Below are 25,960 nucleotides of genomic sequence, written 5' to 3'. Positions count from 1 at the left end.
GCCTGCGGCGTTCGGGCACGACATCAGCCGCATTTCCGCGCGTCGTCCACAGGCGAAAATGACCGTCAGCCAGCCTGGCGACGTGCATGAGGAGGAAGCCGACCAGGTCGCCGATCACGTCATGCGCATGGAAGCCACGGATGTCGCCATGCGGGAAGAACTGCCGGAAGAAGAAGAGCTGAGCCGCTCGCCGCTCTCGGAATCGTCCCCATTGGTTCAGCGCGAAGGCGCCGAAGATGAAGAGGAAGAACTCCACCGTTCTTCGATGGATAGCGCCTCTCCGCCGCTTGTACGGCGCATGGGCGAGAACGCCGATGGATCGGCGGATGTGAGCGGCGCAGTCGATCGCGGCCTTGCGGGCGGCGGCGCGCCGCTCGACGCGGAGACGCGCGGTTTTATGGAGCCGCGGTTCGGGCGTGACTTCAGCAATGTGCGCATTCACACGGACGTCCAGGCGGCGCGTTCTGCGGAGGAAGTCTCGGCGAGGGCTTACACGGTCGGAAGCGACATTGCGTTCCGGTCTGGTGAATACTCGCCCGGCGGCAGTGATGGCAAGCGTCTCCTGGCGCATGAGCTCACGCATGTGGTGCAGCAGGGCGCAGCGGGCGGCCCCGCTCTGAGCCGGTCCGTGGAAACTCGGACGGCGTCCCGATCGACTGTTCAGCGTGATCCTGCGGAGGCTTCTCCGGCTGCCGCCCCCGCCGAGAAGAAATCGCCTGCTCCCCGAGCCAGCGTCGGCGGCACGGTCCAGACGATCATCCTCCAATATCAGGCGATGTTCGAGAAACAGATGGAGGGGGTTAAGCAGCTGGAATCCGATTTCGCCACGGTGGACGAGGTTTCTACGACGGACATGCTGCTTCAAGCCGGAGTGCAGGCGGCTCTTGGCTCGGCTGTCGGCGCTTTGGCCGAGCGCATCGCGCTGGAAGCAGGCAACGCTGCCGGCGACATTATCCTGTCGCGGGCTCTCGCCGGCGCGACGGCCGTGGGAGAATTGACGGCGGCCGATGTCGCCCAGTCCGATTCCGCCTCCGCCCGCGCGACGGCGACCAACCTCGCCAGCATCGGCGGCGGATGGCTTGCCGGCAAAGCGCAGGAGAGCGTGCCGAAGGTTTACGACCAAATCGCTTCCTCGACCACGAACCCTCAGAAATTCCTGGAAGCGCATCGGCTTTCGCTGATCGACATGAAGCTGGAAGCGCAAAAGAATGTCATTATGAATGTGGCGCCGGCTCTGGAGGCCATGCCCCCGATGGAGGGAGCGGTCGCGGCCGAGCGATTGCTGGTCGGTTTGGAACAGACGTATCAGAGCGCCGTCCAGGTGCAGTATCTGAAGTCCGTGGGGCAGTGGGGCCAGGTGATGAGCGGCGGCGCGAATACAGACCTGACCACGGCGCGAACCGGCGTCTTAAGGATCGTTTACTCCGCAACGGATCCCATGGCGGAACTGTCCATCAGCAGCGCCCAGATTACGGATATCGATACAGAAACGCTGGCGCGCCTCAACGATACCCCGGCGCTGAGAAATATGAAGATTCGCGACTTCCCCATTGCGAAGGTATTGATCGGCTCCGGAGGCTACGACAGTCCTCCTTACATCGTGCAGCCGGCCGACGGGGTTCCGAAGGCGCTCTCCTCCATGTCCTGGATCATGAGGCGGGCGGAAAAATACGGTCTCGACACCGATATCGTGATGGCGGATTCCGTTCAGCTGATTGTGCTGACGGCGATGATGTTTGAGCTGGGCGATCGCCCGATCGGCTCCCTGGGGACAATTTCCGGGTAGCGTCAGATTATATATGGGCCGATGGCGTTTCCATCGAACAAGTTCGGCAAGACAAATTTCATGAAGAATCGATTGATTACTGATGGCCGCCGCCAGATACTGGCGATAATCGCGGCCAATATCTTAGGGGCGGTGTCGCTTGCGCCAGGAGCTTGGGCTCAACTTCTGCCTCCCTCCAGCGCATCGCCTTTTCCTCCCGTCGTGAGCGCAAACCCATCGCCGCTCTCAGCAAATCCACTGCCTCGTATTCAGAAAACGCCTGCATTTACCAAAGCGCAGCTGGGTCAGGCGCTGATTGCGGAGGCTTACCACCGCAATGTGTCGCGAGTCAAATCGCTCCTGGCGCAGGGAGCCGACCCGAACGCCCACGATAAGGGCGGGACGCCCGCGCTTTTGTACGCCGCCGCAGCGAAGGATAATGGGGCGGTGATCAAGCTGCTGCTGGATAAGGGCGCGCATATCAATGTAACGGACCGTCATGGAAATACGGCGTTGTGTGAGGCGGCCGAACTCAAGGCGACTTCCGTGGTAACCTTGCTGCTGGCGCGGGGCGCCTCGGTGAACGTGCGTAACTCTCTAGGAGTGACGCCGCTGGGGATTGCAGCCGCGCAGAACGATCTCGCCACGATGCAGCTCCTTGCGGCGCATGGCGCGGATGTGAACGCCGCGCAGCAGCGGGGGTGGACGCCGCTGGCAATCGCGGCGTCGCGCGAGAACCCGGAGGCCGTGCGGCTCCTCATTGGCGCGGGCGCCTCCGTCAATCCCGCTCCGCTCCAGGGGGCGCCGGCGCCGCTGATGGTCGCCATTGCCGAAGGGACGCGCCCAGGCGTTTCACGATCGCGTGTGGACTCCGTCCTCCAGGCGCTGCTGGACAGCGGAGCGAAGGCCGACACGCGCGGCGCTCAGAACGTCACTCCCTTGATCGTGATGACATCGCTTGGTGACCTCGTCCGCGCCAAACTCCTGGTTGAGCACGGCGCTAACGTGAACGCGCAGGATGTACTGGGGCGCTCCGCCTTGATGATCGCTGGGGGGAAGGGTGATGCGGCGCTTGTCAATCTCTTGCTGACGAATGGCGCCTCCGTCAATCTGCGTGATAAGCAGGGCGACAGTCCATTGATCTGGGCGTCTCGGTACGGCTACACTGGGATCGTCCGCCAGCTGCTCCAATCGGGAGCGTCCGTCAACACCGCAAGCGCGCGCGGGTTCACACCCTTAATGGCCGCCTGCCTGAAGAACAGCGGCGTGATCGCGAAGATGCTGATCGACAAAGGCGCGAATGTGAAGGCGTCGGACCGCGACGGCTACACCCCCCTCATGCTTGCCTCCCAGTCTGGAAGCGTATTCCTCGTCAAACTCCTGCTCGCCCAAGGCGCTAATCCCAGCGCCAAAACCAAGCAAGGCGCGATGGCGTCCGATTTCGCGGCCAAGCACCCCGCTGTCCTCGCCCTGCTGCCGCCGCGCATCGCCGTCAAGCAAACACCCATATTGCCAGCGCCCTCGCTCACACCAGCCGGCGGTCCCACGGTTCCGTCCCCGCCCATGCCGCCGACGGTCAGCATCCCAACGCCGCCCCGTCCCGGCGTCCTCCCGCCCACGCCCGGCGCGCCCATGATCCCGCCTCGTCCCGGCGCTCCCTGGGTTCCGCTGGCGCCCCCGGCGCCGTTTGGGCATTAGGCATCCTATAGAGTAGAACATTGAAAAATGCGCTTTTCAGCAGCTTTGCCGATGACTGTGCTGAAGAGCTATGCAAAGATTAGGGTGGAGAATCGCAGTAAAGGCGTCGGATCCTTGGGAGGATCCGACGCCTTTGTTTGTCTGTGGTGCCGAAGAGGAGACTCGAACTCCTACGCCCTTGCGAGCACTAGCACCTGAAGCTAGCGTGTATACCATTTCACCACTTCGGCAAGCGGAATGTGTGTATTATACCGGCCTCGGACAGGGATGTCAAGATGTGGCAGGGGGCAAACAATAGTTTGTTGTTGACAAATCGATCCCTCTGTCTTATACTGGGTTTGTTCGCGGTTTCACTCGGCGGCAATCTGGGTATGCGTCCCCCGCTGAAAAAGAGGTCTAAAGAAAAAAGACCCGTCCGCCGATAATCTCCACTGTAGATACAATTTTCCGGCTGCGACAATGCTCGAAGCTACGACATCCCGATTCCAGGAGGACGACGTTTTTGTTCCAACGCCGATCCGCAACCTTGGCGGTTGCCTGCTCACTCGCTTTCGCCGCGATCTCTCCGGTCTTCGCTAAGGCCGATGACAATACCACTTTCCGCACTGCGGCCGCCGACTCCGAAGCCTCTCAGGCGGCGGATGCGCCGGAAGTCACCCTTGCGTCCACTTCCGTCAGCTCCACTTCCACCCGACGCTATTATCGCAAGTCCCGCAAATCCAGCGCTTCCCGCAAGTCCGCCGTTCGGCAGCTGCCTTCTCGCGGCGTCTCGGGCGGAACCGCCGCTAATGTCGTAGGACGTCTGGCGATGGTGCAGCTCGACAGTGCGCAGATCCACGCCGCCGGCCGCTTTGGCCGGCTGCTGTCCGTTTGCCCGCGCGGTCAGTACCTCAACGTCAGTTGCGAGACCGAAACGCAGTACGGCGTTTTGATGATCGATCGCTCGCTTGGCTACATCAACAAGGCTGATGTGCAGCTGCTCGACTATCAAGTCGTCAACACCGCTCCGGCGCAGTCCGGCGGCGAAGCTGCTCCGGGTTCGCTGGGACAGCGGCTCGTGCAGCGCTCCCAGGACTTCCTCGGCGTCCCGTATGTGTGGGGCGGCAACACCAAGAACGGCATCGACTGCTCTGGATTCGTCAAAGCCATTTACGACACGTACGGCATCAATCTCCCGCGCCATTCGGGCGATCAGGCGGCGGTCGGCTACGATGTTCCCCGCGCTGATGTCTCGCAGTGGGTCGCCGGCGACCGTATGTACTTCGCCTGCCACCATCCCGAGATCGACCATACCGGCATGTACATCGGCGGCGGATACTTCATCCACGCCTCCGTCGGCCACAACCGCTCCGTCGCCATCGACCGTGTCGACAACCGATACTACGCCAGCCACCTCGTCGCGGTCCGCCGCTCCAAAGAGCTGCTCGGCGAAACCCCATCGCCCTACACCGCGCAGACGGCGAACAACACGACCACGAGCGACGCTGAGGCCGATCAAGAGTAATCCGCAAGTCCGATCCACGGAAATCACGAGCCCTGACGCATTGTCGCGTCAGGGTTCTTTTGTTTCCTGAGGCAATTCGGCGATCTGTTCTAAGAACTGATCGAAGTCGCTTGTCGGCTGAGCAGCTTCTAATCGCCGGCGGTCGCTTTCATATTTCGCAAATTCCTGGGCCGCCGTGTCTTTGGCCAGCTCTTTCGTGATGGCGCCGGCGTCTTCCAGAATGGCTCGGTCATTGAGATTGAGGAACGCATCCAACTTCGTGCGCCAGTCGGACATCGTCATGGATTTGCGGCTCCGCGCCTGCAATTCCGCGAATGACAGATATTGATCCACCAGCAAATTCAACTGCGTCAGCTCTTCCTCAGTCAGGTAATTTTTGGCGATTTCGATATCCGCCTTCCGTATCTTTCCCGCCGGTCCATTTTTCCAATGTGTCAGACCCATATTGGGCTGAGACGCATTGGCGCGCTCCGCAATCAGCTCAGCCGCCGTGTGGCCGTGGATCGCCCAATGCAGTTTGTTCTGCACTGTCGCAAAGAATTCTTGAGTTGCCGAATGTGCAGGATCGTAGTCGATACTCGTGGCGTAAATGTCCGTAATTTTCTGATAGAAGCGCCGCTCCGACGTACGGATGTCGCGGATACGCTCCAAAAGCTCATCGAAATAATCGGCGCCTAACTTCGTTGCTTCCTTGAGACGGTCATCATCAAGCAAAAAACCTTTGATAATAAACTCGCGCAGGCGCTGGGTTGCCCACTGACGAAACTGCGTGCCGCGATGTGAGTGAACGCGATAGCCGACCGAGATAATCACGTCTAAATCATAGTGGTCGACGTCGCGCTCAATGCTGCGGTTTCCTTCCATTTGAACTATCCGATATTTCCGGTTAGTTGAATCGCGCGTTAATTCGCCTTCCGAAAAGATGTTCTGAATATGCTCATTAACCGTTCGAACATCTTTCTCGAACAGTTCCGCCATCTGCCGCTGAGTGAGCCAGACCGTTTCGTCCAGCACGCGAACCTGAACACGCGATTGGCCATCGGCTGTTTGATAAATTAGGAACTCGGAATGATTGTTGTCGCCTTCAGAAGTTTTGGCGTTCGTCATTTGCGGAAATTCTCCTCGGCAATTATTACGTTACCATAAGACACTCTCCAATTGCCGCCGAACCCGGAAACGGAATGGGAGGGGAATTTCCCGACATGTTTGACTACACATGTGGTCAAACCTTGCAAGAATCCCCGAAAGTAGAGTATTATAGAAGGACATTCTGCGACTCGTTTCGGCATGGCCGTCGCGAGAGTACTCGCTGGGAGGAAATTGTAGTGGCTTTGTTAGAAAACGATGTGGTTGCGCAGGCCGCGCAAAACTATTTTGGGCTGGACCGGGAGGCTTCTCTGGAGGCCAGCGATCCGGCCGTCTTCGCTGCGATCAAGCAGGAAGAGGGACGTCAGAACGACAAGCTGGAACTGATCGCTTCTGAGAACGTGGTCTCGCATGCAGTCCTGGAAGCTCAGGGCTCGGTGCTGACCAACAAGTATGCAGAAGGGTATCCCGGCAAGCGCTATTACGGCGGCTGCGAGTATGTGGACATTGTCGAGACCCTGGCGATCGAGCGGGCGAAGCAGTTGTTCGGCGTCGAGCACGCAAATGTTCAGCCGCACAGCGGCGCGTCGGCGAATATCGCTGTGTTCAGCGCGTTTTTGCAGCCAGGCGACTCTATTCTCGGTATGCGGCTCGATCAGGGCGGACACCTGACCCACGGCAGCCCGGTCAACTTCTCCGGTAAGTTCTACGATGCGCACTTCTACGGCGTGGACGCCGAGACGGGCCTGATCGACTACGATGAGTGCGCCCGTGTCGCCCGCGAAGTCAAGCCGAAGATGATCACCTCGGGAGCTTCGGCCTATCCCCGCATCATCGATTTCCCGCGCCTGCGCGCCATCGCCGATGAAGTCGGCGCATTGCTGCTGGCGGACATCGCGCACATCGCTGGCTTGATCGCGGCGGGCGAGCATCCCAGCCCGGTCGGCTACGCGCACATCGTCACCACCACCACGCATAAGACGCTCCGCGGACCGCGCGGCGGCATGATCATGTGCGGCGCCGAGCACGCCAAGGCCATCGACTCAGCCGTCTTCCCCGGCACGCAGGGCGGCCCGCTCATGCACGTGATCGCCGCCAAGGCCGTCGCGCTCGGCGAGGCGCTGCGGCCCGGATTCACAGACTACCAGAAGCAGATCCGTAAGAATGCGGCGGCGCTGGCGGCTGGGCTGACCCAGCGCGGCTTCACGCTCGTTTCCGGCGGCACCGACAACCATCTGATGCTTGTTGACCTGCGCCCGCAAGGGCTGACCGGCCGCACCGCGCAGCTGGAGCTGGACAAGGTCAATCTGACCACCAACAAAAACGCCATCCCCTACGACACCGAAAAGCCGTGGGTGACGGGCGGTCTGCGTCTTGGCGCTCCGGCGGTCACCACGCGTGGCCTTCTGGAGGCGGACATGGACATTATCGCCGATTGCATCGTCCGCACGCTGACCAATGTCGGCGATGCGGCCGTTTACGAAACCGTGCGGCGCGACGTCAAGTCGCTCTGCGACCGATTCCCTGGGTAATAGACCTCTATGTGGCGGCTTGTCCCGATCGCATTCGCGCTTTCGCTGGCGTTGACTTATCTGCTGACGCCACTTGTTCGCAAGCTGGCCATTCGTTTCGGCGCGGTCGCGATTCCTCGCGACCGCGACGTTCACTCCGAACCTGTCCCACGCTGGGGCGGCGTATCGATGGTCGTCGCCTTTCTGGTGACGCTGGGGGCGATCTTCGTCTACACCCTCCTTCGCAATGACCACCGGCACTTTGCGACTCCGTGGACCGACCATCAGCTTCACCAATTTGTGGGCATATTTTTGGCCACCCTGCTCATTGCGATTGTCGGCGCCCTGGACGACAAGTTCGAGCTATCGGCAATCTGGCAGTCTCTGGCTCTTGCCGCGTCGGGTTTGATCCTCTACCTTTCCGGCGCCAGCATTGAGGGCATGGGAAACCCCTTCTACAACGCTCCCGCGACGGTTCATGGCTACGATCCGCACTCCTGGATTCAATTTCCTGAGTGGTTCCAAGCAGTGGCGACCGTGATATGGGTCTTTGGCGTCGCCAAGACCGTGGACTTTATCGACGGCCTTGACGGCTTGGCCGCCGGTGTCTGCGCGATTTGCGCGACGACGCTTGCGCTGATGTCCGCTCAGACGGGGCAGTATGAAGTCACGATCATCGCCGCCGCCGTCGTCGGCGTCTGTGTCGGTTTCCTGCGCTTTAACTATAATCCGGCCACCATTATCATGGGCACGGTTGGCGCGCAGTTCCTTGGGTTCATACTCGCGGCAATCTCCGTGGTCGGCACGCTGAAGATCCCCGCAACAGTGAGCGTGCTGCTGCCGCTGCTGGTGCTGGGCGTTCCGATCTTCGACGGAATCCGGGTCGTGACGCAGCGCGCCATCAAGCGTACGCCGGCGTACCTTCCCGACAAGACCAGCCATATTCACCATATTTTGATCAACAAGGGCCTCTCGGTCAAGCGCGCGGTCTGGGTCATTTACGCCCTTACGGCTTGCCTCTGCCTCGTCGCCCTCGTCGTATTCCACCAGGTCCGGCATTAAGCCGGCGCAAATACCCCATGAAAAAGATTCTTTGCGTTTTCGGCACACGCCCCGATGCAATCAAGATGGCCCCCGTGGTGCTGGAACTCCAGCGCCGCCCCACGGAGTTCGACGTCAAGGTCGCGGTGACCGGCCAGCATCGCGAGATGCTGGATCAGGTCCTGTCCGTCTTCGCGATCAAGCCCGACTTCGATCTCAACATCATGCAGCACGGCGCCAACTTGGCCCAGATGACCACGCGCTCACTCAGCGGCCTGGACCCGATCTTGGATTCCGTGAAGCCCGATTGGGTGCTTGCGCAGGGCGACACCACGACGACCTTTGTCGCCGCCCTCGCCGCGTTCTACCATCAGTCGCGCTTTGGGCATGTTGAGGCGGGACTGCGCACTGGCAACAAGTACGACCCGTTTCCGGAAGAGATGAACCGGCTGCTGACGACGCGGCTCGCCACACTGCACTTCGCGCCGACCCAGGAATCGGCGGATAACCTTACAGCCGAAGGCGTCGCCGAGAAAGACATCGTTCTGACGGGTAACACCGTCATCGATGCTTTGCTCAACGTCGCCGCGCGCGATCATGAGATTCCCGATCCCGCCATCCAGGAGATTTTGGCCGATCCGCGCCGGATGATTCTGGTCACGGCGCATCGCCGCGAGAACTGGGGCGAGCCGATGGCGCGCATTGGCCGCAGCGTCCGCGCCCTTGTGGAGAAGCATCCAGACACGCTGGCTGTGGTCGCACTGCACCGCAACCCGATCGTCCGCGAGACCCTGCTTCCCATCTTAGAGAACCATCCGCAGATCCGATTGATCGAGCCGCCGGACTATGTGCCGTTCGTCAAGCTTCAGCAAAAGGCGACCCTGGTCCTGACCGACTCGGGCGGCGTCCAGGAAGAAGCCCCCAGCCTCGGCAAGCCCGTTCTGGTTCTGCGCGAGACGACCGAGCGCCCGGAAGGGGTCGCGGCCGGGACGGCGAAGCTCGTCGGCACGGACTTTGATCTGATTCTGTCCGAAGCGACCCGATTGTTAACGGATTCTAACGCTTACACGGTGATGGCGCGGACGGTTTCTCCGTATGGAGATGGAAAGGCCGCCGCCCGCATCGCCGATGCACTCCGATAATTCTCTTTAAATCACCATGATCGATACGCCGAAACGAAAATATGACAGCCTGGCTGAAGAGTGGTTCGCGCAGGTGTGGAAGTTCGTCCTGCGTATCGCGCTGATCGTCTTCACGGGTTATGTCATATGGCGCATTCGGGCGATCCTCACGGATGTCCTGGTGGCGTCGATCCTCGCCTTCGCCATGATCGGCCCGGTCGACTGGCTTTGCCGGTATCGGATTCGAGGAATGACTGGCCGCGCGCAGAGGCTGCTGGTCACTCTCGTTGTCTTTATCGTCCTCGCCGCCATCGTCGCCCGATGCCTCGCCCTGGTCATCGTCCCATTCCAATCGCAGGTGCACGATCTGGGGCATAATCTTCCCGCGTATAAATCCCATCTGCTGACCATGGTGTCGTCGGCCAAGAACTGGTTCGCGCACCTGCCGCCGGACGTGCAGAACTTTTTGCAGCGTCAGGGCGCCACGGGGGAGGGGATCTCGCCGGGCTCCTGGGTGCGCGACATGATGGAGAAGACCTTCGCGGGCCTGGCGAAGATCGTCGATATCATTCTCATTCCGGTGCTCGCGTTTTACTTTGTGCTGGACGGCCATTCGCTGCGCAACGAGTTTTTGGCGCTGGTTCCGCCGCGTCGCCGCCGCGAGGCGATCCGCCTGCTGCGCGCGTCATCCACGATCATGCGCACGTTCGTCATCGCGCAGTTTTGGCTTTGCGTCATCGCGGGCGTCGTGGTGTACATCGGCCTCAATATCGCCGGCATGCAGTACTCGCTGATCCTGGGGCTGCTGGCGGGCGTGACGCGCGCCATCCCGATCATTGGTCCGGTCATCGGCGGCATTCCCATCGTTTTGCTCGCCGCTCTGCAAAGCCCGATATTGGCGGTCAAGATCCTGATCTTTTTCAGCATCATGCATCTGGTTGAGAGCAAGCTGATCATGCCCAAGTTCATCGGGCATAAGATCCATCTGCACGCGGCGGTGGTAATCATCGTGCTGCTGATCGGCGGCGAGTTCTTCGGACTGATCGGCATGTTCATGGCCGCGCCGATCGCCGCCTTCGGCCGAGTGCTGCTGCTGCAATACGTCATCCGGCCGCGCCGCATCGCGCGCGCCGCCAAATCGGGGGCCTCCAGCATCACTGCGCCCCCATCGCCGCTGATTATCAAATCGCAGTAACCGTCGACATATTGAGCGACGTCACATCATATTCCGCAAGGAGAAACACCTTTTGCCGCCATCGCCAACCGTACCCGACATTTCGATCCTTCACGCGATCATCCTTGGCATCGCCAACGGCGCCACTGAGTTCCTGCCCGTCTCCAGCACCGCGCACATGCGGATCCTGCCCGCAATTCTGCACTGGGGAGACCCCGGCGCCGCCTTCTCAGCGGTCGTGCAATTGGGGCCGATCGCCGCGATCATTTGGTTTTTCCGGCATGACCTCGCCAAGTATATCGCCGGCATCGTGCGCAGCCTGAAGGCGAAGACCCTCTTCCCGGAAGGCGATGTCGATGCTCGTCTGGGCTGGTATACAATTCTGGGAACGATCCCGTTCGCCATCGCCGGCAAACTGCTGGAAAATTATGTAGACTATGCGTTTAGGTCGCTGTACATCGTCGGCGCGAGTTTGATTGTTCTCGCGCTCGTGCTGATGGCTGCCGAGCGTGTCAGCCGTCGCGATACCTCGTTGGAGCAACTATCCTTCGGCGCGGCGATGGCAATCGGCTGTTCGCAAATCCTGGCCCTGATCCCCGGCGCTTCCCGCTCTGGCTGTACGATTACGATGGGCCTTTTTGCGGGTCTCGACCGTGAATCCGCCGCGCGCTTTTCGTTTTTGCTCAGCATTCCGGCGATCACACTGGCCGGAGTTTACAAGCTATATAAAGTCGTGCATCACACACATCTCGGCCACGCCGCAGTTCCTTATCTGATTGGCGCGATCGTTTCCGGCGTGCTGGCGTACATTGTTATCCGCTGGCTCCTGGGGTATCTCGGCAAGGAGAATCATACAACGACCCCGTTCATCATCTATCGGATCGTTCTTGGGATTGTGATTCTTGTCCTGGTGAAAGTGGGATATGTCAATCCGGAGGCCGGAGCGAAAGATGTAGATCCGCCTGCGAAGAGCGCGGCGCAGATCACCATTCCCATGCCCGCGCATCTTGCGTCTCGCTAATCGAATATCCTGATATTCTAATCAGCGCGCTTCCGATTTGTCGGAGGCGCGCTTTTTTAGTCATAGAGCATGCACATTTGCGTGGGGTGTGTCTGGTCGGAAGATTTTCTTCTTTTCGTTGTGATCAGGGGCGCATGATCAGGACGTGGATGAAGGCGTGTTTGCGCATGGAGACACAGATCCTTCAGAATACAGCCGGCGCACCTGGGCTGAGTGGCGTCGCAGTATGTCTGAGCGTGTTTTTTGATGACGCTGTGATATGTTTCGAACTCCCGCTGACTCCAATCGCGTGGGAGCTGAGACTGTAGGATCAAGTGCGCCTTGTCCCAGCTTGCCGATGGACGCAGCAGCCCTAATCGCATCATCATCCGGCGATGTCCGGTATCCACGGGAAGTACGGCCCGCCGCAGGGTGCTGAAGAGCAGTACGGAAGCACTGGTCTTGCGTCCTACACCTGGGAGGCGTTCCAGCCAGGCCGACGCGTCCTCGCTGGACATCTGGAAAAGATGATCGAGGTTAAGCTCTCCGCCCCGCCAGCCGAGAATATGTCTGAGGGAATTTTGTATATACGACGCCTTGAGGTCGGGCCACCTTGCGTCGCTAATTGCGCTTTCGATTGCGTGGATCGGCGCGTCGCAAAGAGAAAGCAAATCAGGAAATTTTTGCCTCAGAGTGTCAAAAGCTTGCTGAGCGTTTTTATGAGTCGTACGCTGAGACAGAATGGCGAATACGAGCATTTCGAGAGGCGTGAGACTAATGGCGTCATCCACGGCGATCGGGTGAAGGCCGAGCAGGCGTCGATAAACTTCCATTGCTTTCGCACTGATGGGCAGACCATAGTGAAGTGGTTGTGCATTCACGGAATTGACCCTCCTGGTAGACATATGTCAGAACATATGTTCGTTATTGTGTGGCGTCATTCCTTCTTTTTCCCACAAGTGGAAGCTTGTGGGCTAGTAGGGCGTGAATGTCTCCGTGACTTGCAGCTTCTCATGAGAAGGAAATTTTCCTTCCTCCCTCGAATTACCCCTCACCTCAACGATGAATCCCGCCGATAATCATTCTATCTGAATTGCCAGATGGTTCTTCGGCAGCTTGTCAGCACAATGTCGCGCTTTCTCTTGTCCCTGCCGGTCTTTGCAAACAAGGAGGATGTCTCGTGTCTTTTTCTGACCATCATTCGGAACTTGCCCCCACGCTTCGCCGCATGTTCGGCGCCTTGGTCGAACGCGCCTTTATCCAAACGATGGGCGTTTACGAACCCGGCGTCACGGACTATCTTGCCGGTGTTCTGACGGATTTTGCTCACTTTCAAAACGTCTATAAAGTGCGTGACCTTCAGGGCAAGCCCCTTCAAGAGGTCGCGGACATGCTGATACAGGCCGATATTCGCCTGGACGCCCCTTCGTTCAACCGTGAGCGGGAGGTCCACAAGCATATCGGCGACTTCACGCTCTTTTGGGCCGGGGTTTATCCCGAGTCGCTCAAGGGAATGCACTCGCGCTGGCGTAAGGACCATCTGCTCGACTACGTGCAGCAGGGCCGAAACAGCTATGCCATCGCGGCCACGCATGACTATGGCGAGTATCGGGAGCAGGCGCCGGTGCTGAAGAAACTGTCCGAGGAGTTCGAGCTTTGTCTCTACGGGATGAGCCTCGTGCGCGGCGACATCGACGGCATGGCGCGGGCGTAAGGCCAAAGTGGCTTTGGCCCAAATTCGTGCAGGAATAGGATGGGCGTTTCGGCAATAGAGGAGGGGCGCCGCATTGGCGGCGCCCCGAAATATTTGCTGAGGATACGCCCAATGCCGCAGACTCTTCCCACGCAGCCGCTCGGTCCGCAAGCCTTCCCCGTCACCCGTATCGCCCTGGGATGCATGGGGATGGCTGGAACCTGGAACCCGGCCGAAGTCGGACCGGAGAACATCCGAAAAGCGATCGTCGCCTTCGAGGCCGCTCTCGATTCCGGGATCAACTTCTTCGATCACGCCGATATCTACGGGCGCGGCGCCTGCGAATCGGTCTTCAAGGACTGCCTCGCCGCCGTGCCGGGCATTCGCGAGAAGATCTATATCGCCACCAAGGTCGGCATCCGTCCTGGCTATTACGAGCACGATCCCGCCTACATCCGCCAGAGCCTGCATGGCTCCATGGACCGTATGGGCATCGACTATGTCGATCTCTACCAGATCCACCGCCCCGACCCGCTGTCCCATCCCGCCGAAACCGCCGAAGTGCTGGATGCTTTGGTCGACGAGGGCTTGGTGCGCGCCATTGGCGTCTCCAACTACTATCCGCAGCAGACGCTTGCGCTCAAGCAGTATCTGAAGGCTCCGATCGTCTCCAACCAGATCTCGATTTCCCTGACCCGCCTCGACCCGATCTACGAAGGCGCGGCCGGCGGCGATGGCGACGGCGTTCTGGACCAGTGCCTTCAGTTCGGGATCACCCCGCTCGCTTATAGCCCGCTCGGCGGCGGCTGGCTTTCCGGACACCGCGAAGTCCCAGCCGACCACAAGGACGCGCCGCGCCTGACGCGCATTCTGGACGCCTTAAAAGAATTGGCGCCCTCGTACGGCGACGCCACCCCTGGCCAGCTCGCCACCGCCTGGCTGCTGCGCCACCCGGCAAAGATCGTCCCGCTCGTCGGCTCCAACAATCCCGCCCACATCCGCGAAGCGGCGGCCGGCGCCAATATCGAACTCACCCGCCAGGACTGGTACAAGCTCTGGGTTGCCGCGCGCGGCGAGCCCGTTCCGTAATTTCACGGCAAGACTTGACAAGAAAGCGCTCTAAAGGGTAATCTATTCGGGTCGTTTGATGCCGGATAGTTCAGCTGGCAGAACGCTTGTCTCTGAAACAAGAGGTCCTAGGTTCGAATCCTAGTCCGGCAGCCACGTGATAAAATGCAGCCCGTCTTCTATTATAGAAGACGGGCTATTTTTGTCTCATGGAAGTTGGTAAATTTGTCAGTCTGCCCGCTTTCATGGTCCGCCGATAATGATCATAGCACGATTAAAGGCGTACTCACGACAAAGGCATAATCATGACACGTTGGAATATCCCCATCAGTCTTCCCATCACCTTGGAGAGCGTTTTGCAGGCGCTCGGCGAGCGTGACTGGGTCAAGATCGCAAACAATACCTGGTTCCTCCGCAGGGAAGACGGAGAAGCGTCCGTCAAGCTTCTCCTCAGTGACATCATCCGGCTTCACCGGGATGGCTCCTACACGCTCTATGCGAACGGTCTGGATATGCACGCCACTTACCGGAAACTGAGCGAGCTTGCCCCCGTTGAAGTCTTCATGCAGCATGGTTCGCTGATGTATCGTCCGTTTGGCGATCCGGCCGGCCGTCCCCGCGAGTTCTATGACGGCATTCGTGTTGATCGCCGAGGGCTCCCCATGGAAGAGGCAGTCCTGGCGGCGTAGGTAAGCAGACGATACGCAGCAGAGAGATTTTGGAAACGGCTTTTTCGGGTAAGATGATGGAAAACGAGCTTAGATGATCTGAAGCCGCAATCTCAAATTGAGATTGCGGCTTCTTTTGGTATATGGTATCGAAGGCAAGTGAGACAACCGAGGCTGTGATTGAAAACCGAAACCCAAGCAGCAGCTGAAAATCCAGGGAGCGATGGGCAATGGGCGGTTTTGGCCGCCGTGCGTTTTTTGCTGGCGTTTATTATTTTGATCGATCACGCCGGGCCGTGGGTTGGGATTCCTGGCTGGCTTTACGCCCTGGAAACTCGCGTGGGGCATCCTGCGGCGATGATCGGTTTCTTTCTGATTAGCGGCTATTCGATCTGCCATAGTGTCCAGCGGCCCGAAGGATTCTATCGGCGACGCCTGACGCGCCTTTATCCGCTCTATATCACGTCCATTGTGATTGCCGCAATTCCATTTCTGCTCTTTGGTTTCGCGTTTGAGACACGATCCAGCATCATCCATGCGCCGCGCACGGTATGGCCGTTCATCGGCCATGCGCTGTTTTTGCAGGGTGTTGCGTCGGATTGGATCATGACGAACACCGCGCTCTGGTCTTTGAGCGTCGAGGTAATCTATTATCTCTTTGCGCCGCTGTTTCATCGTCAAAAATCACACGTCCTTCTGATTTTTACGGCAGCTTCCACGGCGGCCTATCTGGGCCGGAACGCCCTTGGGCTGAAGATCTCCCCGCATGGCGTGTACGGCGAGACGGCGGCGCTCCTGCTCTGGTGCTGGCTCCTGGGGTTTTTGGCTTATCGTCATCGCCAAGAGAGGTGGATGCAGATCCTTTTGATCGTCGGCGCGACTGCGCTGCTGCCTCTTTATCAGCCTGGGTCCAATCCTGAGTTCGGGGCCGGCTTGATCTGCGCCGTTTGCTTTGCGATCCTTTTCAGCCCACCCGCTTTGAATGCACGGTTCGCAAAAGTCGCTCTCTATCTTGGAGACGTCAGCTATCCGCTTTACGTGTCGCATTTCCCATTGATGCTTCTCTTGACCGTGGGACTGCCTTGGCTTCCCTGGTGGAGCGTCCTCGCCGGGATTATCGCGGGCGCCGTGCTGCTGCTCCACGGCGTGGATTATCCTTATCGGCGATATCAAAAGGCAAAAGCCGTCCATGCGGCAAACCGACGGGCGCGCGAGCATTTAGCCGTGCATCCGTCCAATATCTCCTGAGGCGCCGTCAATGTGGGACGGAGCGTCGAAACTCGCTTACCGTCCTGTAGCCTTGTAAATTTCCTGCACCGGCTTCATCTCCGGCGTCTCATACCACGCCCGGAACAGCAGGATGTCGCCGTGTCGCACGGAGTCGATCAGTTCGGCGCGGCGGGTGTCCAATGGACCTCCAGAGGTGTCGGTGGCAACGGAGATAACGGTGAAGGAGTCGGGGTAAATGCGGCGTATGGCGGTTGGCGTCGCCGCCGTTCCCTGTTTGAGCTCGTCGTATGGGGCGCCGTAGGCGTAGTAGCGGGTGATTTGCTGTTCCGGGATGAGCAGAACGTCTGGATTTGCCGCCGCCGCTTCCTGAAACAGGTGGGCGGGGAGAAGCTCGTAGTCTTTTTCGTCGCTCGGGTTGGTTCCCAGATCGAAATGCACGTTCGAGTCGACATAGAACAGCGTGCACCCCCAGCGCGTTTTGGCGTAGGAGATCTTGTCGTTCAGATTATAAAAGTTGTCCGCCACTTGCAGCTGCTCCGCGACATCACCATAGAGGCTTTTCACCGGTTTCTGAGTGCGGAGGCAGACGCCGACGCGCAGGCCGGCGTCCTGGAACTTCTGAAAGAAGCGATCCGCCACCGGCTCGATCTCTTCCGGCAGATGGCGTGGATCCCCCACGTAGCTCATCGCGTGCGGGTACTCCTGCCCCTCAATATCCCAGATGATCACTCCCTGTGCGTTTGTGGCTTTAAGGATCGGAATACAGTGGTCCGCCAAGGCCAGCAGCCGACTCTGAAGCGCCTTCCGACCCTCCGGGGTCGTGACATCCACCACCGGGTCGTTGCTGAACCAGCCGCGCGGATTCTTTCCACTGTCCGGATGAGGGATGGTTACGCTCAGATTCAGATAACCGATCGGCCTCTGGTCCTTCCAGGTGAGATGAGACGGATAAGCGGCGGCGTACTTCCGGTAAACGTCCATCGCGAGATTGTCCGGCGGCTGCCCTGCGGGGCCAACTCGCAGCGACAGATGCAGATGGTCTGTCTCGCCAGGATAAATTGGCCGCGCGATGCGCGGTGAAGCCATCCATTTGCTGGGGAAGACCTCGTCGCGGTAAGTCGACGCGAGCAGCGGGAACACGGCGCCCGGCTTCTTAAGCTCCCCGCTCGGCAGGCCGAAATACAGTGGACGCGTCACATCGTCATTGGCGACGGCGAGCGCTCCGCCCTCGTAACCGGCTCCAACCACCGTCGGAGCATCCACATTCGAGCCGGCGCGAACGCCATCCTCAAAGCTCTGGATCCCTCGCGGCAGCTTCAGCGTGAGCAATTGCAGCAGAACGCCGCTCAGGATATCTCCAGAGCGATTGCTGATGGCGATATCGAAATTGAGGCGCCCGCCCGCCGGTATGATCGTACAGCGGACAACGCCCCAAGGATAAGCGCGCGTGACGCAGCGCTTGTTGACATCCACGGACTGAGTTCCGCGTCCCAACGCGTGCCTGACCGAAGTTCCATCCGGCCGAGTGAAGACGACTTTTTTGACGTCAAATCGCCCATCACCAAGTAGCTCATTCTTGCCATACTTCAACGAGGCGAGCCCATCACGTCCCAGCTCTGGACTTAGCAAGAGGTCATCCTGAGAAGTTTTCGTATGGGGAACGAGCAGCGTTCCCTTCTTCGCCAGGGTTTGCGCCCCGAAACATTGGTGCGCGAAGCCGCTTACCGCCACCGCCGCGTACAATGCCCAAAATACTTCGGCGAAGATTTTCCTCAAGCTCATGTTCATAATCGTCACTCACTATGATTGCAGTGTTTGTCTCTGACAGCAGAGACATTTGATTATACTGCAACCATGCAATAAAACAACGAAATATTGGTCATATTGTATAATGACATTCTGGGGATCATCACATGACGACTGGTCGTAAAGATGGTGCGCATGGAAGTGGCCGGGAGAAGTAAATGTATACTGACACACAGCGGTCGAGGCCGCCGGAAGCGCTGATTGCCATCGGGACGTTAATATGCTTGTTCGCCATCATCTATCTCTCGTATGCGCCTGGATTGTGGTTTCTGTCCGGGCTTTCGTGGCGGCGTGCGGCGGATCGGGGAATCCTGGAGTTCTTCGCAGGCATAGGTGTGGTACATGCGCTGTCGATGACGCTGTGGCTCTGGTTATATCGAAAGCGCGCAAGCGTGAGGTACGGCCTGGGACAAGAATTGGAAAAGCGCCGGGCAATATCTAATACTGCGATGTTCACATTTACGGGGTGTGCGTCTTGCACGCTGCTTGTTTGTTTCACTAGCAACGGACTGCGCCAGAATTGGCCTCATCTGCTCTTGTGTGAGGGTTCCGCCTGGGGCGTGTCACGTCTGCTGGGATGGATACTCTCGTCGCCTCCACCGTCGTCGGCGGATACATCTGGGCGTCCCACATGGCTGCCGAGGACTGTGGAAGCAAGCATTACTTCCACGGAAATCCGATTCCGTGGGAATGCAATCGCACGCGTTGTGTTGGGGCTTTTCGTGATATTCGGTATGGGTGGGATGACCGTCGCCTGCGCCTGGCTGACATTTGCCCCCGGCATTTGGTTCGGCGGACCCATGGGACTGTTCTTTCGTGTGTTCTGTGGTTTTCTGTTAATCGGAAGCAGTTTCTTTACTTTCATCCTCCTGGGAGTGCTTGCTCCACAGAACCTTATCTTGAATCTGAACACGCGAACCTATGTACAAGATGGCTGGAAACCATTGCCGGGATCGTATGGTCAGCAAGGTATTGTGTTCCCATTTTCTCCGATCCACTGGGCCGGCTCCTTCGATGAGGACATCGCAGGCTTCCGTTTGAAGGAATACTTGTTTCAGGGCGATACCAAATATTCGCTTCAGCTCGTCTGGAAAGAAGGGACTCGAACTCCTTATACGCTGCGGGCCTTTGAAACGGACGAACTCGGGGAGCAGGCGATGCTGGAGGCGGCGCGGGCGCTGGGAGTGACGCCGCTTGGGACGTGGGCCTAGCCAAGTCCCCCTATCTGATTTGAAATTCCTTCATTCACAGTTCCGCTTCCACCACGTCGAACTCCACGACCGGCGGAGTGCTGTCGCCGGTGACGACGACCGCATAAAGCGGAGCGGATCGTTCGGGGGACGAGGAAGACCAGGTCAACTCGAACGGATGATGGCCATGCTGGATAGCCGCGTCTCGGCACGATTCCATGATCTTCTTGACGAGCGCTTTCTGAGTGGCGCTGAAAAGCGCGACTGGCTGCTCCAGGGTCCCTACAACGTAATAATTTTGTTTGATCGGCTCGTAATTACTCTCGAGCGGATTTATGAAGCGTTCGCGCAAATAATATTTCATTGATCTCCCATGAACTCTATTGATACGGAGCCGAGAGCAGCTGCGGCGCTGCATTAAGTATTGCGATAGTTGCAAATATTCAAATTTTAATAAAACTAGTCGTAAATGAACACTGGAAGCCGTACGCCCTCCTTCGCGCAAGCGTTAGTTGATTATACTAGCAAAAGATGTGCCATTTAGATGTCTTCTTCGTTTCAGGTTTGAAAAACATCAATTTCTTCATGAAACTGACTTCGCGCACTGCAAATCTCATCGATTTATTCGGGATAAGCCGATAGGGGCCGCCAGCGTCATTTGTTCTGCGAACGGGTAAATACCGTAGGTGACACTATGACAAACACATTACTCGCTCCGCGCAGTGGACGGCTTTTCGGCCATGCCGCCGCTTTGCAGCGTGAACCGCTTGGATTTTTGAGCCAGTGCGCGCGGGGCTACGGATCGGTCGTCCCGCTTCGTTTACCGTTTACTCCCACGCTGCTTCTGCTGGATTCGGAAGATATCGAGCGCGTTCTGGTGACGGATCACCACAACTTTGTGAAACCGATCTGGCTGCGAACGGCTGCGGTCCGCCGCCTTCTCGGAGATGGACTTGTCACCACGGATGGCGACGAATGGCGCCGACAGCGCCGGCAATGTCAGAACGCGTTCCATCCCCATCTCATCCCCTCCTACGGAGATACTTTCGCAAAGCTGACAGCCCGGATGCTCGGAGAGTGGCGCGATGGTCAGAGCCGGGATGTACAGAGCGACATGTCGCGGCTGACACTGGAGATTGTGGCTCAGACGATGCTCGGCAGAGACATCGCCGATCGGGCGGGGCAAATCGGGGAAGCGATGGACACCGTCATGGTCTGCTTTGCCGCCAAGCACCGTTTGTTCGGCTTAATTCCATTCCCTCCAACTCGGCGTGAAGCGCGCGCCATCCAGCAGCTGGACGCCCTGGTGGACCGGATCGTTGCCGATTTTCGGGATGAGGGGCATCAGGGAGACGAAGCGCCGTTACTCGCTTCGCTTCTGGACGATCCCTCGCAAAGCGAGGCGAGTATTCGGGAACAGGTGAAAACATTTCTGGCCGCCGGACATGAAAGCTCTGCTCTTGCGCTGACATGGGCTTTTCTCATGCTGGCGCGCCACCCCGATGCGGACGATTGTCTTGCGCGGGAACTTGGCGCGGTGCTCGGCGGCCGTGCGCCTGTCCCGAGCGACCTGCCCAATCTGCCGTACACACTCGCCATTGTCAAGGAAACCCTGCGGCTGTATCCGCCGCTTTGGATGATTGGGCGAACCACGGTTAAAGACTGCGAAATCGGCGGCGTCGCCGCGCCAGGCGGCTCACTGATCCTCACCAGTCCCTGGGCGGTCCAGCGTCGGGATCTCTATTTCCCCAAACCAGACGAATTTGTTCCAGAACGCTGGCTTGGCCAGGAGCAGACGAATCTGCCCCGGTACGCCTATTTCCCCTTCGGCGGCGGCCCGCGTGTCTGTATCGGCCAGAACTTCGCCGTGATGGAAGCCGTACTACTGCTGGCGACTATTGCCCAGCAATTTCGTTTGGACGCCCCTCCCGATCAGAGCGTTCGTCCATGGGCCACCATGACGCTGCGGCCGCCCGCCGGGAATGTGATGCGCCTGATGGATCGGAACGCGCTTCTCAGGACGGTGTCCGCGTAACGGCAAGAGCACGCCCAGAAGGAGTGTCAGCGCTGCTTAGCCTGCGGGAAGCTGCGAGCGGTTCGGGCGGCCGTCGCGCGCCGTTGCTCCCCGCGCCGCCATCCAGCGCTGGCCGAGCGACCAGGCCATGCCCCATTCGTCCTCGGTGATCTGGGATTTGCGGAAGGCGATTCGCTCTCGATCATCGGAGAGGAAGTCCGCAATGAGGGGCTGGAAGTTGGACCAGCGGTGGTGTGACGCTGGGCCGTTTTCCAGGTCGCGCGCCAGCGGCCCTCCGCCGTAGCGGTTTACGGTCAGCAGACGGCTGCCGAGGGCAAGCTGGTAGTCGCGTACAAAGATGTCAGGGAAGCGGAGCAGCGCGACGCAGTCAAGCTCATCGGTGTAGGCGGAAACCAGGAGGGGCGCGACGCAGACGACCACGGCGGCGCGGCTGTCGCCGTTCTGCAAGTGATCCGCCATCCGTGAGATGTCCCCGCCGCGATCGTTGAGTACGTCTTCGATCCTGGCGACGGTCCCAGAACCGCCGAACTCGGGACATAAGCGCTGAAGTTTCGCGCGCGAGAGAGTCACCCCTCCGGGACTGGAGGCGACTGTCGGGTTTCCGGGCCGCGCCGCCGATGTCGACGGAACCGGAAACGCCGGGGCGCTATTTTGTGAAACCCGAAACACCGCGTCGCTGGTTCCGGTTCCTGTCGCCGCTCCTCTTCCCGCCATCAGCAAGCCCACGCCGGCAAGGATCATGACGCCGCAAATGAGCGCGGAGAGCCAGGGGCGAGGCGGTCCGCCGCCACTGGCCTTTTCATCGCGCGCGTCCTCTGGGGCCGTCGTGACATAATGGACCGTCACATTCTGGCCGATGGTCAGATCATCCCACGCCGACTGGCCATATTCGTTGTCAACCGTATGAAGCATTCCCCGAGGGTCCCGAAACCTGACGGTCGCATGCCGGTTCTGGTTGCGGCCGACCGGCGGCCCCAGGTCTTTGGCCGCGATCGTTCCAATGGCGACGGCGCTGCCGGGCCCGTATAACTTCTGCTGATGGGGCAGCAGAAAACCAAAGAAGTTGATCGCCAGAGCGATGGCCGTCACGATGAGGATCACGCCTAGTCGCTTTGGCGTAAAATTGCGCACGATTTTAGTTCCTGAATATCAACCGAAGCATTAATGGTGATTTGTCGGCTGCCAGCCGGGAGGCGGCAGCAAATGGCCGTTTTTGTCGAATCGTGGGGGCAGCGGGCGATTGTACCGATCGAAGCCGGGAGGGGGCGTCGTCCCGGGCGGGAAAACCATGGGCATCCCATTGGCCACCGGGGGAGGCGTGGCGGAGATACTCGGAACGGTCATTCGAAGGGCGGCAAAGTGGATTATCGTGCCAAATAGCCCGACAACGAAGATGATCGTCGTAATCATTCCCAGGAAGCAGGCGCGTTTCGCAGACCAGGTTTCCCGAACATCCGATTCCCCACGATAAATTTGGCCCAAGCCTCGCTTCCCTAGATACCACGCCACCGGACCAAGAAAAGGCATGATGACGCTTGCGATTGCCAGCCAGTAGGCGACAGCACTGTAGGCGGATACATAAGGCTGGGTCTGGTCATAGGAGGATGCATTGTTTCCGTTGTGCAGCGGCGCGAGCGGCGGGCGCTGAGGCGTTTGGGGGTTAAGCGACGGCAGCGGAGGCCGCTGTGAAGGCTGCCGTGGATCATTCAAATCAGCCATAGTTCTTCCTTACGTACTGGGAGAACTCGAATCAACGGCGGCTTGCCAGCATGCTCCGACAATGCGCTGTAAATACGAGATATCATCGAATTATATCATGGCTTCTTGTTGTTGACAAGTAAAAAGTGCAATAGAAAAAATTGCTCCGCCGGCTCCTGCAGCTAGGAATTTGCGTGGGATAAGAACAAATAGTGATATTGAGGGCTTACTGTGAATATCAAAAAAAATGCTGGAGCTTTTGCCTTTGTTCTTCTCCTCATCGCGCTCGGAGCAGGCATTCACGCCAAACGCCAGACCACGCCGGGCGGCCCGCTTCCGCAGAAAGAAGAAGCGAAGGCCGCAGCAACAGGCTGGCTGCGCGATAGCTACACGGGACCGGGTGGCGGCTTATATACCGGGCCAGGCGGGGGATTGTACGAGGGTCCGGGAGGAGGAGCTTATTCCGGTCCCAGCGGCGGGATGTACTCAGGGCCCGATGGCGGAATGTATACCGGACCCGGAGGCGGACTGTACAGCGGTCCGGGCGGAGGATTATACACGGGGCCGGGCGGCGGTCTTTATACCGGACCGGGGGGTGGATTGTATACGGGCCCCGGCGGTGGTTTATATGATGGGCCCGGAGGCGGTCTCTACACGGGACCGTGCGACGAGCCGTATCGCAGCAATTGGCCACCCCGAGAAGCCGTCCTGAAGTACCTCAAGGAGAATAACCAGAACGAGACTTATGCTCTGCTGAAGGAAAAGTGGAGTATGTAGCGCCTGACGGCCATTAATTCGTCAGGCGTCCGCTTCCAGTAACAGAGAAGCCGCGCTTTCGTCCAGGCGCAGATGCACATTTGGATGGCGGCGCACCCAGGTGGCGGGAATGTGGTCGGTGGGATCTTCGGTCCAGGCGGCGCGGACGATGGCGGCTTTACCGGCTCCGGTCGCCATCATTACGATTTCGCGGGCGTCCATGATCGTTCCGATCCCCATGGAGACGGCCTGGCGCGGGACGTTGTCGATTCCTCCGAATGACGGCGCGGCGTCCTGGCGCGTGACCTCGGCGAGCGTGACGAGGCGGGTGCGCGAATCGGGCGCGCTGCCGGGCTCATTGAAGCCGACATGGCCTGTTCGGCCAATCCCCAGCAATTGCAGATCGATACCGCCGGCATCGGCGATACGCGCTTCGTATTCCAGACAGTCCTGCTCGATCTCCGATGCGCTGCGCCGCAGACCATCGGGCACGAACCAGTTGGGGCAGTTGATATAGTCAAAGAGGTTCATCGCCATAAACTGCCGGTAGGAGTGCAGCGATTTAGGCGACATGGGATAATATTCATCCAGGTTGAAGCACGTAACGCGGGAGAAGTCCAGACCCTCTTCGCGGTGGCGGCGCACCAGCGCTGAGTAAACGCCCAGAGGGGTCGACCCCGTTGCGAGGCCCAGAACGGCGTTTGGCTTTGTTTGGACGAGATTGGCGATGCGGTCCGCCACGAGGCCGCAGAGACCTGTATAGTCTTTCGCGACTTGGACGTTGGACAGGTCGGTTCGGGTCATGGGGGTCGGGCTCATGGAAGACATTCTTTCTGTATTTTGACGCCGCTTCTGGGTGATGTCAAATGGATGAATTTTAGTTCTTGCTGCCGGTCGTCGCGATGCCGCTGACGAATGTCTTCTGCGTGAAGAAGAACAGGATCACGATTGGGATGATAAAGATGGTCGAGTCGGCCATCAGCGACGCCCATTCGCTTCCATGTGTCGAGAGCAGTTGCTGCAAACCATATGCCAAGGTGTAGCGCTTCGGATCGTTGATGTAAAGCAGCGGTCCGAGAAAGTCGTTCCAGGTTCCCAAAAATTGGAACAGGGCGCAGGTCGCCAGGGCGGGCTTGGAAAGCGGCAGCATGATCTGCCAGAAGATGCGCCATTCGCTCGCCCCGTCCAGCCGTGCGGCCTCCGCCAGCTCACTGGGAAGTTTGCGGAAGAACTGAGTGAGCAGAAAGATATAGAACGGCGCGCCGCAGAAGGCCGGAACGATCAGCGGCAAGTAAGTGCCGTACCAGTGCAGCCAGCGGAACAGCGCGAAGACCGGAACCATGGTCACCTGCGCGGGCAGGGCGATGGTGGCGATCATCAGCATGAACAAAGCCGATTTGCCCCGGAACTCCAATCGCCCAAATCCATACGCGACCAGGGCGCTGGAGAAGACGGCGCCGACCACCGTGAACGCGCACAGCATCAGCGTGTTGCACAGGTAAAGCTCAAACGGCACGGCGTGCAGCGCGGTCGGGTAGTTGCTCCACTGCGCCGGGTGCGGCAGCAGGCTCGCGAGCGTCAGCGTATTGCTCTTGGCGAAGATCTGCGTGCTTGGCTTCAGCGAGGTCGAGACCATCCAGGCCAGAGGCAGCAGCGCGGGAATGCACAGCAGCAGCAGCACGAAGTGCGCCATGAACTTCTGGCTCATCGAAAGCCCCGTCAGCCGCTTGCGCGCTCGCCGCACGGTTTGCTGAAGAGCGCTCGGTTTTATGCTTGCCGCCGGGGCGACTTTAGTCGTCGTATTCAAAAGCTTCTCCTGGCCCGGGGGCTCATTGATCATATCCCAGCCCTGTCCGGCGAGCGCGCTCCCGCGCCGTGTCTGTTTCCAGCTTGGTCAGCGCCTGTACGGGTGTCAG

The 25,960-nt window shown here is 59.1% G+C and carries 23 protein-coding genes and 2 tRNA genes; 16 read left to right on the top strand and 9 right to left on the bottom strand.

Going from position 1 to position 25,960, the window contains the following annotated elements:
* On the top strand, nucleotides 1-1,786 hold a 1,786-nt coding region (locus ABIZ35_RS03380; protein ID WP_348218460.1), incomplete at its 5' end, for a DUF4157 domain-containing protein.
* Nucleotides 1,787-1,846: 60 nt separating this feature from the next.
* Nucleotides 1,847-3,463 carry an ankyrin repeat domain-containing protein gene (locus ABIZ35_RS03375; RefSeq protein WP_348218459.1) on the top strand — a complete coding sequence of 539 codons (1,617 nt, stop codon included), beginning with the start codon at nucleotides 1,847-1,849 and terminating at the stop codon, nucleotides 3,461-3,463.
* Nucleotides 3,464-3,607: 144 nt separating this feature from the next.
* Here ABIZ35_RS03375 and ABIZ35_RS03370 read toward each other — a convergent pair.
* Nucleotides 3,608-3,693 (bottom strand) — tRNA-Leu (locus ABIZ35_RS03370).
* A gap of 272 nt (nucleotides 3,694-3,965) precedes the next feature.
* Here ABIZ35_RS03370 and ABIZ35_RS03365 point away from each other — a divergent pair.
* Entirely contained in the window at nucleotides 3,966-4,967 is a 1,002-nt protein-coding gene (locus tag ABIZ35_RS03365) for a C40 family peptidase (RefSeq protein WP_348218458.1), read from the top strand.
* A gap of 48 nt (nucleotides 4,968-5,015) precedes the next feature.
* Here the strand turns inward: ABIZ35_RS03365 and ABIZ35_RS03360 are convergent, their stop codons facing one another.
* A complete protein-coding gene (locus tag ABIZ35_RS03360; RefSeq protein ID WP_348218457.1) occupies nucleotides 5,016-6,074 on the bottom strand; it encodes a virulence RhuM family protein in 1,059 nt (352 codons plus the stop codon).
* A gap of 290 nt (nucleotides 6,075-6,364) precedes the next feature.
* Here ABIZ35_RS03360 and glyA point away from each other — a divergent pair, with 290 nt between their 5' ends.
* Genes glyA through uppP form a run of 5 tightly spaced genes read left to right on the top strand, consistent with a single transcriptional unit; the run spans nucleotide 6,365 to nucleotide 11,921 of the window.
* Entirely contained in the window at nucleotides 6,365-7,585 is a 1,221-nt protein-coding gene (gene glyA / locus ABIZ35_RS03355) for a serine hydroxymethyltransferase (protein WP_348218461.1), read from the top strand.
* A 9-nt stretch (nucleotides 7,586-7,594) separates the two neighbouring features.
* Entirely contained in the window at nucleotides 7,595-8,626 is a 1,032-nt protein-coding gene (locus ABIZ35_RS03350) for an MraY family glycosyltransferase (RefSeq protein WP_348218456.1), read from the top strand.
* A gap of 17 nt (nucleotides 8,627-8,643) precedes the next feature.
* On the top strand, nucleotides 8,644-9,747 hold the full coding sequence (gene wecB / locus ABIZ35_RS03345) for a UDP-N-acetylglucosamine 2-epimerase (non-hydrolyzing) (protein WP_348218455.1): 1,104 nt from the start codon (nucleotides 8,644-8,646) through the stop codon (nucleotides 9,745-9,747).
* Nucleotides 9,748-9,763: 16 nt separating this feature from the next.
* Nucleotides 9,764-10,921: an AI-2E family transporter gene (locus ABIZ35_RS03340; protein ID WP_348218454.1), complete on the top strand. Its 1,158-nt coding sequence runs from the start codon at nucleotides 9,764-9,766 to the stop codon at nucleotides 10,919-10,921.
* Between the two features lie 52 nt (nucleotides 10,922-10,973).
* Complete coding sequence (uppP, locus tag ABIZ35_RS03335) at nucleotides 10,974-11,921, top strand: undecaprenyl-diphosphatase UppP (protein WP_348218453.1); 948 nt, start codon at nucleotides 10,974-10,976, stop codon at nucleotides 11,919-11,921.
* 56 nt (nucleotides 11,922-11,977) lie between these two features.
* On the opposite strand, the gene ABIZ35_RS03330 is transcribed toward uppP, so the two are convergent.
* On the bottom strand, nucleotides 11,978-12,781 hold the full coding sequence (locus tag ABIZ35_RS03330) for a Fe-S cluster assembly protein HesB (protein ID WP_348218452.1): 804 nt from the start codon (nucleotides 12,779-12,781) through the stop codon (nucleotides 11,978-11,980).
* A gap of 299 nt (nucleotides 12,782-13,080) precedes the next feature.
* On the opposite strand from ABIZ35_RS03330, the gene ABIZ35_RS03325 reads away from it, so the two are divergent.
* The 5 genes from ABIZ35_RS03325 to ABIZ35_RS03305 all read left to right on the top strand — a co-directional run bounded on the left by ABIZ35_RS03325 (nucleotide 13,081) and on the right by ABIZ35_RS03305 (nucleotide 16,577).
* Complete coding sequence (locus ABIZ35_RS03325; RefSeq protein WP_348218451.1) at nucleotides 13,081-13,614, top strand: hypothetical protein; 534 nt, start codon at nucleotides 13,081-13,083, stop codon at nucleotides 13,612-13,614.
* A gap of 111 nt (nucleotides 13,615-13,725) precedes the next feature.
* Entirely contained in the window at nucleotides 13,726-14,682 is a 957-nt protein-coding gene (locus tag ABIZ35_RS03320) for an aldo/keto reductase (RefSeq protein ID WP_348218450.1), read from the top strand.
* 59 nt (nucleotides 14,683-14,741) lie between these two features.
* Nucleotides 14,742-14,817, top strand: a tRNA-Gln gene (locus ABIZ35_RS03315).
* A gap of 149 nt (nucleotides 14,818-14,966) precedes the next feature.
* Nucleotides 14,967-15,350, top strand: a complete 384-nt coding sequence (locus ABIZ35_RS03310; protein WP_348218449.1) for a hypothetical protein — start codon at nucleotides 14,967-14,969, stop codon at nucleotides 15,348-15,350.
* 159 nt (nucleotides 15,351-15,509) lie between these two features.
* Complete coding sequence (locus ABIZ35_RS03305; protein WP_348218448.1) at nucleotides 15,510-16,577, top strand: acyltransferase; 1,068 nt, start codon at nucleotides 15,510-15,512, stop codon at nucleotides 16,575-16,577.
* A gap of 36 nt (nucleotides 16,578-16,613) precedes the next feature.
* Here the strand turns inward: ABIZ35_RS03305 and ABIZ35_RS03300 are convergent, their stop codons facing one another.
* Nucleotides 16,614-18,341, bottom strand: a complete 1,728-nt coding sequence (locus ABIZ35_RS03300; protein WP_348218447.1) for a hypothetical protein — start codon at nucleotides 18,339-18,341, stop codon at nucleotides 16,614-16,616.
* A gap of 182 nt (nucleotides 18,342-18,523) precedes the next feature.
* On the opposite strand from ABIZ35_RS03300, the gene ABIZ35_RS03295 reads away from it, so the two are divergent.
* Complete coding sequence (locus ABIZ35_RS03295; RefSeq protein WP_348218446.1) at nucleotides 18,524-19,576, top strand: hypothetical protein; 1,053 nt, start codon at nucleotides 18,524-18,526, stop codon at nucleotides 19,574-19,576.
* 34 nt (nucleotides 19,577-19,610) lie between these two features.
* Here ABIZ35_RS03295 and ABIZ35_RS03290 read toward each other — a convergent pair whose 3' ends face one another.
* Nucleotides 19,611-19,919: a hypothetical protein gene (locus ABIZ35_RS03290; RefSeq protein ID WP_348218445.1), complete on the bottom strand. Its 309-nt coding sequence runs from the start codon at nucleotides 19,917-19,919 to the stop codon at nucleotides 19,611-19,613.
* Nucleotides 19,920-20,249: 330 nt separating this feature from the next.
* On the opposite strand from ABIZ35_RS03290, the gene ABIZ35_RS03285 reads away from it, so the two are divergent.
* Nucleotides 20,250-21,590 (top strand): cytochrome P450, encoded by a 1,341-nt coding sequence (locus tag ABIZ35_RS03285; RefSeq protein ID WP_348218444.1) that lies wholly within the window; start codon nucleotides 20,250-20,252, stop codon nucleotides 21,588-21,590.
* A 36-nt stretch (nucleotides 21,591-21,626) separates the two neighbouring features.
* On the opposite strand, the gene ABIZ35_RS03280 is transcribed toward ABIZ35_RS03285, so the two are convergent.
* Both ABIZ35_RS03280 and ABIZ35_RS03275 read right to left on the bottom strand, forming a co-directional pair.
* A complete protein-coding gene (locus ABIZ35_RS03280) occupies nucleotides 21,627-22,721 on the bottom strand; it encodes a hypothetical protein (RefSeq protein WP_348218443.1) in 1,095 nt (364 codons plus the stop codon).
* A 30-nt stretch (nucleotides 22,722-22,751) separates the two neighbouring features.
* Nucleotides 22,752-23,309, bottom strand: coding sequence for a hypothetical protein (locus tag ABIZ35_RS03275; protein WP_348218442.1), 558 nt, complete (start codon nucleotides 23,307-23,309; stop codon nucleotides 22,752-22,754).
* A gap of 210 nt (nucleotides 23,310-23,519) precedes the next feature.
* Here ABIZ35_RS03275 and ABIZ35_RS03270 point away from each other — a divergent pair, with 210 nt between their 5' ends.
* The gene (locus tag ABIZ35_RS03270; RefSeq protein ID WP_348218441.1) at nucleotides 23,520-24,065 is read left to right on the top strand and encodes a hypothetical protein; all 546 of its coding nucleotides are present in this window, start codon (nucleotides 23,520-23,522) and stop codon (nucleotides 24,063-24,065) included.
* A 21-nt stretch (nucleotides 24,066-24,086) separates the two neighbouring features.
* On the opposite strand, the gene ABIZ35_RS03265 is transcribed toward ABIZ35_RS03270, so the two are convergent.
* Both ABIZ35_RS03265 and ABIZ35_RS03260 read right to left on the bottom strand, forming a co-directional pair.
* A complete protein-coding gene (locus ABIZ35_RS03265; RefSeq protein WP_348218440.1) occupies nucleotides 24,087-24,848 on the bottom strand; it encodes a glucosamine-6-phosphate deaminase in 762 nt (253 codons plus the stop codon).
* Between the two features lie 73 nt (nucleotides 24,849-24,921).
* Complete coding sequence (locus ABIZ35_RS03260; protein ID WP_348218439.1) at nucleotides 24,922-25,851, bottom strand: carbohydrate ABC transporter permease; 930 nt, start codon at nucleotides 25,849-25,851, stop codon at nucleotides 24,922-24,924.
* Between the last annotated feature and the right edge of the window lie 109 nt (nucleotides 25,852-25,960).

The sequence above is a fragment of the Capsulimonas sp. genome, from assembly GCF_039929585.1.
Lineage (GTDB): Bacteria > Armatimonadota > Armatimonadia > Armatimonadales > Capsulimonadaceae > Capsulimonas.
The sequence above is the reverse complement of the archived record's forward strand: the minus strand, read 5'-3'. Positions and strand labels throughout refer to the sequence as shown.

Excerpts from the sequence above, each read along its gene's own strand:
- ABIZ35_RS03375 (WP_348218459.1), top strand. The coding sequence starts at position 1,847 with ATGAAGAATCGATTGATTACTGATGGCCGCCGCCAGATACTGGCGATA.
- ABIZ35_RS03360 (WP_348218457.1), bottom strand. The coding sequence starts at position 6,074 with ATGACGAACGCCAAAACTTCTGAAGGCGACAACAATCATTCCGAGTTC.
- ABIZ35_RS03350 (WP_348218456.1), top strand. The coding sequence starts at position 7,595 with ATGTGGCGGCTTGTCCCGATCGCATTCGCGCTTTCGCTGGCGTTGACT.
- wecB (WP_348218455.1), top strand. The coding sequence starts at position 8,644 with ATGAAAAAGATTCTTTGCGTTTTCGGCACACGCCCCGATGCAATCAAG.
- ABIZ35_RS03340 (WP_348218454.1), top strand. The coding sequence starts at position 9,764 with ATGATCGATACGCCGAAACGAAAATATGACAGCCTGGCTGAAGAGTGG.
- ABIZ35_RS03320 (WP_348218450.1), top strand. The coding sequence starts at position 13,726 with ATGCCGCAGACTCTTCCCACGCAGCCGCTCGGTCCGCAAGCCTTCCCC.
- ABIZ35_RS03310 (WP_348218449.1), top strand. The coding sequence starts at position 14,967 with ATGACACGTTGGAATATCCCCATCAGTCTTCCCATCACCTTGGAGAGC.
- ABIZ35_RS03300 (WP_348218447.1), bottom strand. The coding sequence starts at position 18,341 with ATGAGCTTGAGGAAAATCTTCGCCGAAGTATTTTGGGCATTGTACGCG.
- ABIZ35_RS03295 (WP_348218446.1), top strand. The coding sequence starts at position 18,524 with ATGTATACTGACACACAGCGGTCGAGGCCGCCGGAAGCGCTGATTGCC.
- ABIZ35_RS03290 (WP_348218445.1), bottom strand. The coding sequence starts at position 19,919 with ATGAAATATTATTTGCGCGAACGCTTCATAAATCCGCTCGAGAGTAAT.
- ABIZ35_RS03285 (WP_348218444.1), top strand. The coding sequence starts at position 20,250 with ATGACAAACACATTACTCGCTCCGCGCAGTGGACGGCTTTTCGGCCAT.
- ABIZ35_RS03275 (WP_348218442.1), bottom strand. The coding sequence starts at position 23,309 with ATGGCTGATTTGAATGATCCACGGCAGCCTTCACAGCGGCCTCCGCTG.
- ABIZ35_RS03265 (WP_348218440.1), bottom strand. The coding sequence starts at position 24,848 with ATGACCCGAACCGACCTGTCCAACGTCCAAGTCGCGAAAGACTATACA.